Below are 12654 nucleotides of genomic sequence, written 5' to 3'. Positions count from 1 at the left end.
CTCCTTCCTATTATCGACGCGGCCACCTGGTAGTCGACGCGCAGGGTACCTACGCTGCAGCAGCAACCTTGACCGCATGGCCGACTTCGGCTCGGAATGCCGCGTATTCGGGTGAGCCTCGGAGATCGTCGGGATCGACGCCGGTTCGTGGCAGATCGATTTTCAGGTCCAGCGCGACCTTGCCGGGCCGGCTTGTCAGAACTACGACGCGGGAGCCGAGAAAGGCCGCCTCGTCGGCACTGTGAGTGACGAAGACACTTGTTCGCCCCGATTCGGCACTGACACTGCGGAGGTCCTCCTGCAGACGCTCGCGAGTGAGGGCGTCCAATGCGGCAAAGGGCTCGTCCAGCAACAGCAACGACGTTTCGGCCGCCAAGGCCCGGGCAATTGCCACCCGCTGCTGCTGCCCGCCGGATATTTCCCAGATACGCCGGTCCGCTGTGCCGCCCAGACCGACGCGGTCGAGAAGCTCGTCGCGCCTTCGCCCGCGATCGCTCTTCGTCACCCCGGCATATTTGAGTGCCAGATCGATGTTGCCGCCCACCGATTTCCACGGAAACAGTCGTGGTTGCTGAAACACCACGCCGGCACTCGACCCGGGAATCGGGTCGGATCCTGATACCTGAACTGTTCCACTGGAAGGATTTTCGAAACCCGCAATCAGCCGCAGCAACGTGCTCTTGCCGCAACCCGACGCTCCGACGAGGACCAGAAACTCACCAGGGGCGACGTCGATCGATACCGGCCCGAGTGCCGTGACGGACGCTCGACCGTGGCCGTACTTGTGCGAGACGGTGTCGATTCGGATCGCGCCCGGGCGGTCGGCAGCGAATCCTCCCGCGGCCTGCTGTGCGGTCTCGCTACTGGTCAAGGACATCGGGAAGCCCCTTCACATAGAGAGCATTCTGAAAGACCGCCAGATCAGGCACACTGTCGATCTGCTTCTGCTCGGCCAGAAATTGCGCTGCACTCTGCAGGTTCACTGCAAGATTCCCGGGAGCGCCTTCGGTGCCCAGCCATTCCGGCGAGGAGATCTGCTCGGGAGTGAGGAACACTCCCTGCTTCAGCTGCGCTGCCGCGTCTTCCTTCGAGGCGCCCAATTGCGCGGCAACAGCTTCCGCTGCCGCGTCCGGGTCTGTGGCGATTGTCGTGAGCGCGCGGGCCTGAACCTTTCGCCAGGTGTCGACGATCTCGGGGTGGTCCTTGGCAAACGCGGTCGACACCACACCAAGATCGAGTGTCGGCTTTCCAGCCGTCGCGAGCTCGCGGCTGGCGATCAACTGTGTTCCGTCCTTACGGAGCTCGTCGAGCGTGGGCAACCAGGTGTAGACGGCATCGATGTCACCTCGCTGCCAGGCAGCGAGGGATGCTTGCGGCTGGAGATCCACCAACTGGACGTCGTCGGCACTGAGTCCGGCCTGGTTCAGTGCTGCCAGCAGACTGTAGTGCGCGGTCGAGGCGAATGCCGTGGCCACTTTCTTGCCACGCAGATCTGCGACGGTCTTGATTCCGGTTGCGTTGCGCGCCACCAGGGCTTCGTTGTCGCCGGCCACGTCGAGAACAAACGCGACCTGGTACGGAATGTTCAGCGGTGCCGAGAGGCCACGAGCAACCGGACTCGAACCGATTGCGCCGAAATCGATTTCACCGGCGATGAAGGCGGTGTTGATGTCGGCTCCCGAATCGAACTTCGTCCACTTCACGTTGTACTCGGGCAGTGCGTCTTCGAGCCAGCGATTGTTCTTGACTATCAAGTCGCCGCTCGGGAACGACTGGTAAGCGATACGGATCGTTTCCTTGGACGAATCCTGGCCCGAATGATCCACCGAGCACGCACCGAGAACAAGGGCAAGAACGCCGATCAGCACCGTGAACGCCGTCCGGGAAGCCCTTCCCTCGTTGCGGTTCGGATTGCTGTTGCGCTTCAGATTGCCGCTGGGCTCGGAAATGCTGCCATATATCTCATTGTCGGTCATACTTTTCCCCTCCAGGGAACGGCGCGGCGCTCAGCAGCCCGCAACAGTCCGTCGATGATCAAACCGGAGAATCCGATGGCGAAGATCCCCACCAGCACTACCGGAGTGTTGTTGTAATTGCTTGCATCCTTGACCATTCCGCCGATTCCGGGGATGCCGTTGAACAATTCGGCCGCGACAACTGACGAGTACGCCATACCCACCGACAAGCGAATGCCCGTGAAAGTTTCAGGCAGCGCCGACGGGACAACCACGTCTCGGATCACTTGTGCCCGTGAGGCTCCCAGCGCCCTGGCAGCTTCGACCAGCCCGACGGGTGCCGCGACAACAGCAGCTGTGGTGGCCACTGCTGCCGGCGGTAGCGCAGCCAACGCCAGAAGCGTGATCTTCGGCGCCTCGTCGATTCCCAGCCAGATCACCAGCAGGAAGAAGTACGCCAAGGGCGGCAGTGCCCGCAGGAAGGTCAACCACGGTTCGAGCAGGCTCCGCAGCCATGTCACCGATCCCATTGCCAAACCTAGGATCACGCCCAATCCGACGCCGATGATCACACCGACCAGCACCCGTCGCAGCGTCATGTAGAGGTGCTCCCAGAGCAAATACCCCTGGTAGCCACGCACTCCGTCGTGTGTGGTCATCGTGTTGACGAAGGCATGCCAGACCGTGCTCGGAAAGGGCACGAAGGTCTCACTCCAGGTGCCGCTCGCCGCGGCGACCTGCCACAAGGCCAAGAATGCGATCACTGAGAGCACCGGCAGTCCGACAGTGGTCACACTCGAAGTCCACGGCCGACGCGGTTCACGGTTCGGTTCCGCGACTGGTGTTGGTTCTATTGCTTCGACAGGAGTCGACATCGCTGTTCTTCCTCGACGTACGGAAATTCCGGCACACATGCAGCAACGAGCGCACATGCAGGGGCGAAGGCGCACAGAGCGGCGCCGTTCTCACTCAGGAGAGTCGGAAGGAATCAACAGCAACAGCAGTTGGCACCAAGACGGCACAGGTCGACGGCGATGCGTCGTGTCAGTGGCGTCGTGGGCATGGGGGTAATTACTACCTGTGTCTGCAATTACCCGCAAATGCGGGGGAAATAGGCGTCAGTCGGCCAAGCGAACAGACAGCGAATACATCAGCGGTATCTCTGGTCGTCCGGCCGGGACTCCCCAACGCTTGCCACCGAGTTCTGCCATCTCCTCGAATCCTTGCCAACCGTTGGCGTACGGGTACTCGTCGAAGGACTCGAGCGTCAATCCGGCACGCCGCAGGGCGCCGAGCACCTCGGCGATGGACCAGTTGAATTCACATGAAGGGAAGGGATTTTCGAAGTTCTCGACTCCGTCTCCCTGAGCGCCCGGCAAGACGAGATCGGCTGAATCTGCCACGTAGTCGCCGACGCCACCGGGTTCGGTCACGGGAGTCCCGCCTCCGTACGGGTATGTCAGCGACCACTTCTCGTCGAAACACATGGCAAACGGATGAAACTCCACCAGAACGAATCGACCGTTCGGCGCCAGAACACCGGCAATCCCCTCGGCCCACTCGTCGAGATCGGGTAACCAGATCACCGTTCCGTACGAAGAGAAGACTCGATCGAACTTCCTCCCGGTAGCGCCGGCATCTCGGAGCCACGCAGATACATCCGCTCGCTCGAAATCGGCGGCAATGCCGGATTCCGCAGACAATGTTCGGGCGAAGTCGATCGCAGAATCCGAGATGTCGACGCCGGTCACCGCGGCACCGAGAGCAGCCAAACTCAACGAATCCTGACCGGAATTGCACTGCAGATGAAGAATCGAGGAACCGTCGATCTCGCCGAGCAGCGCCACTTCTTCCGGAAACAAGGTCGACCCGCCGTTGCGAAAGAACTGTGCTTGGTCACCTTTGTGACTGTTGTGAGCGACGGTCGCCGCATTCCACGACAACCGATTCATCTCCGCTACATCCATCTCTACTGCATCCACCTCTCGGCCCACAACAACTCCGCCCGAGTTCACCACGCCCCCGGTCACGTCGGCAATCGATTTACTGGGCTGGAAACCTATCCGAACGAAGATGCAACAGGTTACAGTTTTTCGACGGACCATCGAAGGAGAACCAGTGCGCTACGGACTCAGCCTGTTCACCAGTGATCGCGGCATCCGCCCTGCCGATGCAGCAAAGGCTGCGGAGGCGAATGGATTCGACGCCTTCTACGTTCCGGAGCACACTCACATCCCCGTATCGAGGGATTCCGATCACCCCGGAACCCAGTCGGCAGAATTGCCCGACGACCGTTACATGCGCACACTGGACCCCTGGGTTGCCCTCGGCACCGCCGCGTCGGTCACGAGCACCATCCGATTGGGCACCTCGGTGGCCCTCCCCCTCGAACACGATCCGATCACTCTCGCGAAAACCATCGCATCGCTGGACCATCTTTCCGACGGACGCGTGGTTTTCGGAGTCGGATTCGGCTGGAATGCAGAGGAACTCGCCGACCACGGCGTACCGCCCAACAAACGCCGGACCGCACTCCGCGAGTATCTCGAAGCCATGGGTGAACTGTGGTCGAAGGAAGAAGCTTCGTACGACGGCCAATTCGTGAAGTACGGGCCAAGTTGGGCCTGGCCCAAGCCAGTTCAGAAGCCCCGTCCGCCCATCCTCTTGGGCGGTGGCGGTAACGAGAAGACTTTCAAGTGGATCGCAAAGTCTGCCGACGGGTGGATCACCACACCCATCGAGCAGGAGATCGACGGAAACGTGGAACTGCTCCGAAAGATCTGGGCCGAAGCAGGTAGAGTCGGCGAGCCTGAAATAACCGTCCTGGCAGGCAAACCCGATCCGGAGAAGCTCGCCCACTGGGCAGATATCGGCGTCACGGAGGCGATGTTCGGCACTCCGGACAAGAGCCCCGAAGAGGTGGTCGGATACATGGAACGTCTGGCAGCCAAGCTCGGACGGTGAGGTCCGCCACAGCACCTTGACCTCAACTGCACTTGAGGTTTTAACGTCGGTATTGCACAAGACAGTGCAACGACAGCAAAACTCGAGTCAGAAGAGGTGCTAAGTGTGACGACAAAACTGGTTGGCACCCAACCTGTTTCGGACGTCGCTGTTGATTCGGCGCCGTCCATCCGAAGCGCATTCGTCGAGGCATTCCGAAATCATCCCGCCGGCGTCTCGATCATCACCGCGACGGGCAATGACGGCCCAGCCGGCATCACGTCGTCTTCGGTGATCTCGATCAGCGCCGATCCGGCAGTTCTGGCGTTCTCACTGCAGTCGTTGCGTGGTTCTGCGAGCGTCATTGCTTCCGCAAGCAGTTTTGTTGTTCACCTGGCAAATTCGGCGAACGCGCGACTGGCGGCCACGTTCGCGACCCGCGGCGCTGTCCGCTTCGGAGACGACATGCGCTGGTCGTTTCTGTCGACGGGTGAACCATTCCTGCACGGCACGGGCCACGCCTTGCGGGCGGTTCCCTTGAATGCCACGACGTGTGGCTCCGCAGTGATTGTCACCGCGCGCGTCGTCGACGTCATCGATCCGCAGCACGTGTCAGCGCCGCTCGTCTATCACGATCGAACCTATCGAAATCTCTCGTCTCACAACATTTCCTCAAAGGAAGGCATGTCACATGACTGAATACGTTCTCCCCGAGCTGGACTACGACTACGCCGCGCTCGAACCGCACATCTCCGGCGAGATCATGGAACTGCACCACAGCAAGCACCACGCCACGTACGTGGCGGGCGCCAACAGCGCAATCGAGCAGTTGGCTGCTGCACGCGAAGACGGCACGATCACTGCGAAGGCGCCGCTGCTCAGCAAGAACCTCGCCTTCCACCTCGGCGGCCACACCAATCACTCGATCTTCTGGAAGAACCTCTCCCCCAACGGCGGTGAGCGACCAGAAGGCGAGTTGGCAGCCGCGATCGACGAGCACTTCGGTACCTTCGACGCATTCGTCAACCACTTCTCCGCTGTAGCAACGACTTTGCAGGGGTCCGGCTGGGCGGTACTGGCCTACGACACGGTCGGGCAGCGCCTGGTCATCGAGCAACTCACCGACCAGCAGGGCAACATCAGCATCGGTATCGTTCCGTTGCTCATGCTCGACATGTGGGAGCACGCCTTCTACCTGCAGTACAAGAACGTCAAGGCCGACTACGTAAAGGCCTACTGGAACGTCATCAACTGGGAAGACGTTGCACAGCGATACGCGACGGCCACAGCCTCGACCGGCTTGATCGTCCCCGCCTGATCGTCCCCACCCGATCACTGCCATATCACCCCGATCAGCCCAGCTCGGCACGGTGGCTCCGTTGCCGAGCTGGGTTTTTGCACCCCCGAGATCGATGTATGTGAAGGCAGGTAACATACACCGAGCGCGGCTGACTCGGCCGTCCGCCGATTCGACTCCGAGGGGAACCAGTGCTCGATATCAGTGGTTTGATCGCGACGTGGCGTCCGACGCTGGACACCGCAGCGCGCAATGCATGGGGACTCTCGTTCGGCGACGGTGTCGAGAAGGCCGAACGCACGCCGTCGGTGCTGATCAGCGAAGGTCCACACCGCGATCTGTATCGCTTCGGCGCATTGTGGACGCCCAGAGGCAATCCGGTCCTCCTCGTACCTCCCCTCGCGGTTTCAGCCGACTGCTACGACCTTCGTGCAGGCCAGAGCCTCGCCGCACACCTACTGGATGGCGCAAACACGCCCTACCTCCTCGACTACGGGACCATGCGGTACTCCGACCGCGGAATGGGTTTCGAGGCCTGGGTCGACGACATCATCCCGGAAGCGATCCGTACGATCTCGGACTTACATGACGGCGCACCTGTTTCGCTGATCGGGTGGAGCCTCGGCGGGACCATGTCTCTGCTCACGGGCTCCGCTCACTCCGACCTTCCGATCGCATCGATCACGGCAATCGGCACGCCCATCGATTACACGAAGATTCCCGCTATCAGCCCGTTGAGGCTGATCGGCAAATACACGGGCGATACCCCGCTCACCTCCGCGACCAATCTGGTCGGCGGACTGCCTGCTCCACTCGTTCAGGCGAGTTACAAGGTGACGGCGTTGCAGCGCGAAGTCCTCAAGCCATGGTTCATCGTCCGCAATCTTCACAACACCGAGACCCTGGCTCGCATGGAATCGATAGACAAGTTCATGGCAGCCATGCCTGGATACCCGGGCAAGGCATTTCAGCAGATCTGCGAACAACTCATGCTCGGCAACAATCTCTACAACGACGCCGTCACGCTTGCCGGACGCGAGATCAAACTGTCAGCTCTGAGCGTTCCCGTTCTCGCAATCGGCGGCACCACTGACGTGATTGCACCCATCGCTTCGGTGGAAGCGATCACGTCGGTCCTCACCGGCGCGCCGTCGGTCCGGTTCGAGAAGGCGCCGGGAAGTCACCTCGGGCTCGTTGCCGGCCCCACCGCGAGAGACTCCACCTGGGCGCACATCGACCAATTCTTGAAAGAGAATGCACCGCAGTTGGTTTCGACCAGCTAAATCACGGCGTCGTGATGCCCGCGGCTACAGCTGCCTTGTGCCAATCCGGGAATTCACTCAGCAAACGGGTGTACAACTGGGCGTCGTCGACGGTGTCGATGTCGTCCAGCGCGAAGAATCCGGCATTGTCGACCACCCTACCGTCGAGGTCGTCGAGCTTCTCCAGCACTCCGTAGTTGGCCTTGCCGATTCCGACGAACTGCCAAAAGGCCGGGAGCCCAGACGCTTCACGCATCAATTTCGTGATTTCCTTGCGCTCGCTGAAGCCTCCGTCGGTGAAGAACAGGACGAGCGTCGGCGCCGAACCACGTGTCAGGCCGGAGAGAATCTCAGTCATGATCGGCACTTCACGATTTGCGGCGCCGATCTTGTCATAGTTGAATCCGCCGTGCGAGCCGCGCAAGTGCAGGTAGGTATCCGACCACTCTTCCGCGTCATGAACAGAGATCTCGGGAAGCTTGACGAAGCTGACTGCATACAAGTACGGCTCCAGCTTGCCGTCGTCATCGAGCTGGATCGCAACGGGAACCATGCGTTCGACAACACGATGCACCACTCTGGTGCGGTACTGCTTGGCCATACTTCCGGTTTTGTCGATCACCAGGACCACTCGCGCCCGAATTCCGTTGCCACCCTTGGTCAGCAGGACCTTGGCCACTTCGCGCTTTCGGAGGTCCAGCTTTTCCCGCTTCACCATCGAGAGTTTGGCTTCGTCGGGCACGGTCCGAATGCCATCTGCCGATTCAGCCGAGTCGGGTCGGCTCTGCGGTTCCTCGTCGACCGAGACTCCGAATGCAGTGACCAGATCTGCCAATCCGCTGTCCCAACCCGCCGAAACGTTCCGAACCTTCCAGTCCGTGCCGCGGCGATAGATCTCGACGAGGACCGCTGCCCTCTCACTCGTCAAACCCAAAGCCTGAGCCACGATAGCGGTGGAACCAGCCTGCTCCACCACGACACCAAGGCCCCCGACAGCAGAAAGGGTTCCGTTTGCCGCCGCATCAAGCGCCACGGCAACACTCAGCTGGTGGATGTCGGCGGGCAACCTCGCAATGTCGATTTCGATGACGCCGCCGGACTCCAAGCGCACCGCACCTTCGGGCGACACAGGCTGATTGAAGAAGACAAAATCTGCGTCGTTCCGCACCTGGTTCCGTTCGTCGAGCTGGAACACCATCAGGTCCACCGTGCCCGGGGCGCTACCGTTCACCGCCACCTTCAGCGAAGTTCCGTCAACGACTGTGTTCGCTCCACGCGCCAGCTCCATGCCTGAAGATTAGCGGGCCACCAAAGAATCAACGGCCCCGCGGTCGGAAGAATCACAGCACACTTTCAGCAATCGCCAGGATTCTCGAGGCAGACTGTTCGTGGAAGATTTGTCGCACGCGGGACCAAGAGCCTGAACATCGACAGAATCTTAGGGTCGATCAGGAGGTCACCAAATGCCGCACGGCCAGGCGCGCACCATCCCGATGTTGCCACTCCTGCCACCACTGACGAATTTCGACGACGCCAGTCGCTCGATCGTGTCCTACCTCGACGAATATCTTCCGCTGGCACTGTGGTCGATCACGCGGTTCGACGGGTCGAATCAAATCTTTCTCACCGTCTCACCCAACCCACTTCACATCGAAGTCGGCGAGACCCGGACTTGGCAAAACACCATGTGCAGCGAGGTAGTCCTCGGAAATGCGCCGCCAGCCTCATCGAATCGCGCACTCGTACCTGCACTTTCCCGAGATGACAGGTGGGAAGGCATAGGCGCATACGTCAGCATCCCAATCCTTCACAACGACGGCAGTCTCTTCGGCACTCTGTGTGGCGCCGACCCGATTACGGGCGACTCCGTACTCGAGGACAACCTGGCCCTCCTCACTCTCCTGTGCCGACTCCTCGGAACGATTCTCGATGTCGACTATCAGCGCGCGCAGTCAGTGCGACTGGCCGAAACTGCGCAACTCGATGCCGAGACCGACCCGTTGACAGGTCTTCTCAATCGGCGCGGGTGGAACCGCATCCTCGAGGCCGAGCAAACTCGGTACCGCCAATTCGCCGATCCGGGATCTATCATCATCGTCGATCTGGACGGCATGAAGACCATCAACGACGAACTCGGTCACGCCGCGGGTGACGAATATGTTCAACGGGCCGGCAAGATCTTGGCAGCATGCGCGCACCCTGGTGCGGTGGTTTCACGGTTGGGCGGAGACGAGTTCGGAATCGCTCTGCCCGATACACAGCCGCGCGCCGTCGACTACCTGGTCGAGTGTTTGGAGAAGGCGTTCCGGAATGCCGACGTCTGTTGTTCGATCGGTCGAGCCGACTTTTCCATGTTCCAAAGCCTTTCCGAGACTTGGGATACGGCCGATGCCGAGATGTACCGCCACAAGCGCTCGAAGCACTGATTCGACTCCCCCACGGCCTGTTGGCACCGCATCGGAGGATCCCTTCGATGCGGTGCTGGCCCGTGTTCTGTTGTGCCCGAGGTTCGTCCTCAGGTTTTGAAGGTGGTGTTCGCGGGCCGCGGGTGCTGTTGCGGGTCGATCGAGGGTGGTGGGATGAACCACGGTTTGTTGTCGGTGCCTATTCGGATTTCCCATTTCCCGACGAATCCGGTTTTTCGGTGCATCAATCGGTGATGTGAACGGCACAGCAGGACAAGGTTGTTCATCACGGTCGGCCCGCCGTTGGCCCAGTGCCGGATGTGGTGTGCATCCGTCCAGGCGGGCACGCATGTGCAGCCGGGGAATGCGCAGCCTTTGTCTCGGGCGATCAACGCCACTCGCTGCTCCGCGGACACTAATCGCTTTCCGGGTTTCGCATCGAGCGGCGCCCCGTGGTCGTCGAGCAGCACGGTGGAGAGGAAACAATCGCAGCCGAGGAGTCTGGTCTGCGAGACGGACAGTGGTCCGAGCCACGGCATGTGCCCGACATCGAGATCCGACACAGCCACTCCACCACCATCGGGCGAGGGTGCGGCGGCGCAGTCCCGATGCTCGGCGAGATCACGGGCGTTGATGTGCACGTTCACGTGCGGGCGTTGGCCGCCGTCGGTGCCGGTCTTGGCGCAGTCCAAGTACCGGCGGATCAGTTCGGTGAACCCATCCGCCGTCCGCTTCGCCGCCGACCGAGAATCCGGAGTTCCATCCGGTGCCGGGGTCGGCATCGTCAGATTCGACAACGCCGACAACAACATTTCCCCGGTTATAGTGCGTTTAGGGGCATCCCTGTATCGTCCACAGGTTATGGCGAAGAAACCGGCACCTACCAGGGCAATCATCTACACGCGGGTCTCGAAGGATACTGCCGGTACCGGGCGTTCCGTGGCCGAACAAGAGAACGAATGCCGTGCCGTCTGCGGTCGTGAGGGCTGGCCGGTCGGTGAGGTTCTCCAGGACAACGACATAGGCGCGTCTCGCTGGTCTGGCAAGGATCGGCCCGCGTACCGTCGACTAGCCGAAGTGCTGCGCCCTGGCGACGTGCTGGTCACCTGGGAGGCATCACGAGCACAGCGCGACCTCACGGCCTATGCGGAGCTGCGCGACCTGTGTGCGGCGTTGGGTGTCCTGTGGAACTACAAAGGTCGCACCCATGACCTGAACCTCGGTGCCGACCGATTCACCACAGGGCTTGATGCGTTGCTGGCCGAACGGGAGGCCGATGAGATCCGGGACCGCGTGCTGCGAGCGCTCGAAGCCAACGCCGCCGAAGGCAAACCGCATGGAAAGATCGCCTACGGCTACCGCGCTGTCCGTGATCCACAGACCGGCCTCATTACCTCACGCGAGATTGACCCCGAAGCGGCTGGGTGGATACGTGAAATGGCTGAGCGCGTTCTACAAGGTGAGTCGCTGCGTTCGATCCTGCGGGACGTGAACCCTCGTGCCGGTCGGAAGTGGTACAGCGCGACGATATCGAAGATGCTGCGGTCACCGACGCTGGCGGGTCTGCGCACCTACAAGGGCGAGACGCTGCAAGGGAACTGGGAACCGATTCTGACACTGGACGAGCACGAGCGATTGAAAACTGTTCTCGGTGATCCGTCGCGGCGTTCGTCCTACCGGGGTACCGAACCGCGCTATCTGGTGTCCGGGATCGCGGAGTGCGGGGTCTGCGGAGGGCCGTGCTACGTCGGCAGGAATCACGGAAAGCCTTCGTACGTATGCAGAAACGGGGGCCACGTCTCCCGGCTGGTGTCCGACGTAGACCCTGTGGTGATCGACAAGATGATCTCAATCATTAACGCGCAGAGGGTAAATGTGTTCTTGTTCCGGGACGACGATGCCACAGGGAATGAGTCTGCGGAGTGGATCGCGAAAGCTCAGCTGCTGCAGGGCCGCTTGGACGAGTATTCCGAATCAGCGGCTAATGGTGAGATATCCAAGACCGAATATCTGAAGATATCGAATAGTCTCAATAAGCAAATAGCAGAGGCGAATAGCAAAGCTGCCGAATTAGCGGTTAATAGTGACCCTATGTTGGAGCTATTACGCCACGAGCCTGAGGAAGTCTGGGAATCAGCGAACATGGATCAGCGTCGGCGCTTTATCCGGGCCACAGTAAGGGTCACGATATTGAAGGCTGGAATAGGTAAGAGGTTCCATTCCGGGCTGGTGGGAGTAATAGGAAAGAATCAATAGTCGGCCATTGTTCGAACCATTCTTTTGCCATCCCTGAGGGCCGGATCTGGAATCCTGGTGGCAGATTCACGAAAAGACGCTGTTTCGGGCCACGTGCACGCCACCAATAGCGCTTTGACCTGCGGTTATGTAAAGTGGTTGAAGAAAAAACCATAGAGAGAGAAGCGATCGGAGGCAGGGTCTCGCTAGGCATGTGGGAATCACGGCAAACGATTGCCCCCCTACCCTCTGCCCACTGCGGCCTACCTACACCATTCTTTTTGTGCCGCTCGCGCTATTCTTGAATAGGTATTAGTGTCGAGTTATCGGTAAGGAATAACCTCATTCATTGCAGTGTTATTCATTTGGATATCACCAACTGGAAGAGGTGAGCGACCAATGACTACTACATCAGCGGTAGGCGATTGGACTGCATTAGTACGGCAGGAGCTACCGAGCGCAGCTGCGGCACAGCGGTTCGCATGGATGGCACTTCGAGCGTGCGTTGGTCTCACAGTCGTATCGTTCGCGGTCGCTGCTGCACTGCTGCTGGCTGT

Annotated in this window: 11 protein-coding genes and 1 pseudogene; 6 read left to right on the top strand and 6 right to left on the bottom strand. The window is 60.4% G+C overall.

Features of this window, described 5'->3' with window-relative positions; translation table 11 throughout:
* Nucleotides 1-49: 49 nt before the first annotated feature.
* From EEB12_RS21070 to EEB12_RS21055, 4 genes are all read right to left on the bottom strand, one after another.
* Nucleotides 50-877, bottom strand: coding sequence for an ABC transporter ATP-binding protein (locus EEB12_RS21070; protein WP_141488448.1), 828 nt, complete (start codon nucleotides 875-877; stop codon nucleotides 50-52).
* Complete coding sequence (locus tag EEB12_RS21065) at nucleotides 861-1976, bottom strand: aliphatic sulfonate ABC transporter substrate-binding protein (protein ID WP_069145662.1); 1116 nt, start codon at nucleotides 1974-1976, stop codon at nucleotides 861-863. Before EEB12_RS21065 ends, EEB12_RS21070 begins: the two co-directional genes overlap by 17 nt.
* The gene (locus EEB12_RS21060; RefSeq protein ID WP_021332086.1) at nucleotides 1973-2830 is read right to left on the bottom strand and encodes an ABC transporter permease; all 858 of its coding nucleotides are present in this window, start codon (nucleotides 2828-2830) and stop codon (nucleotides 1973-1975) included. Before EEB12_RS21060 ends, EEB12_RS21065 begins: the two co-directional genes overlap by 4 nt.
* A 243-nt stretch (nucleotides 2831-3073) precedes the next feature.
* Entirely contained in the window at nucleotides 3074-3985 is a 912-nt protein-coding gene (locus EEB12_RS21055; RefSeq protein ID WP_041815219.1) for a class I SAM-dependent methyltransferase, read from the bottom strand.
* An 88-nt stretch (nucleotides 3986-4073) separates the two neighbouring features.
* Here EEB12_RS21055 and EEB12_RS21050 point away from each other — a divergent pair, with 88 nt between their 5' ends.
* From EEB12_RS21050 to EEB12_RS21035, 4 genes are all read left to right on the top strand, one after another.
* Complete coding sequence (locus EEB12_RS21050; protein ID WP_020908963.1) at nucleotides 4074-4919, top strand: LLM class F420-dependent oxidoreductase; 846 nt, start codon at nucleotides 4074-4076, stop codon at nucleotides 4917-4919.
* Between the two features lie 105 nt (nucleotides 4920-5024).
* A complete protein-coding gene (locus EEB12_RS21045) occupies nucleotides 5025-5597 on the top strand; it encodes a flavin reductase (protein ID WP_020970650.1) in 573 nt (190 codons plus the stop codon).
* On the top strand, nucleotides 5590-6216 hold the full coding sequence (locus tag EEB12_RS21040) for a superoxide dismutase (protein ID WP_003940303.1): 627 nt from the start codon (nucleotides 5590-5592) through the stop codon (nucleotides 6214-6216). The genes EEB12_RS21045 and EEB12_RS21040 overlap by 8 nt, the downstream gene beginning before the upstream one ends.
* 170 nt (nucleotides 6217-6386) lie before the next feature.
* Nucleotides 6387-7478, top strand: a complete 1092-nt coding sequence (locus EEB12_RS21035) for an alpha/beta fold hydrolase (protein WP_141488447.1) — start codon at nucleotides 6387-6389, stop codon at nucleotides 7476-7478.
* A 1-nt stretch (nucleotide 7479) separates the two neighbouring features.
* Here the strand turns inward: EEB12_RS21035 and EEB12_RS21030 are convergent, their stop codons facing one another.
* Nucleotides 7480-8745, bottom strand: a complete 1266-nt coding sequence (locus EEB12_RS21030; RefSeq protein ID WP_060938069.1) for a vWA domain-containing protein — start codon at nucleotides 8743-8745, stop codon at nucleotides 7480-7482.
* 175 nt (nucleotides 8746-8920) lie between these two features.
* On the opposite strand from EEB12_RS21030, the gene EEB12_RS21025 reads away from it, so the two are divergent.
* Entirely contained in the window at nucleotides 8921-9883 is a 963-nt protein-coding gene (locus EEB12_RS21025; RefSeq protein WP_070385771.1) for a GGDEF domain-containing protein, read from the top strand.
* 89 nt (nucleotides 9884-9972) lie between these two features.
* Here the strand turns inward: EEB12_RS21025 and EEB12_RS21020 are convergent.
* Nucleotides 9973-10686, bottom strand: a pseudogene (locus tag EEB12_RS21020) (DUF222 domain-containing protein); the annotation flags it as partial.
* Between the two features lie 37 nt (nucleotides 10687-10723).
* Here EEB12_RS21020 and EEB12_RS21015 point away from each other — a divergent pair.
* The gene (locus tag EEB12_RS21015) at nucleotides 10724-12118 is read left to right on the top strand and encodes a recombinase family protein (RefSeq protein WP_141488446.1); all 1395 of its coding nucleotides are present in this window, start codon (nucleotides 10724-10726) and stop codon (nucleotides 12116-12118) included.
* Nucleotides 12119-12654: the final 536 nt, after the last annotated feature.

Origin of the sequence: Rhodococcus sp. WS1 (assembly GCF_003797745.1) — a bacterium.
Classification (GTDB): domain Bacteria; phylum Actinomycetota; class Actinomycetes; order Mycobacteriales; family Mycobacteriaceae; genus Rhodococcus_F; species Rhodococcus_F erythropolis.
The sequence above is the reverse complement of the archived record's forward strand: the minus strand, read 5'-3'. Positions and strand labels throughout refer to the sequence as shown.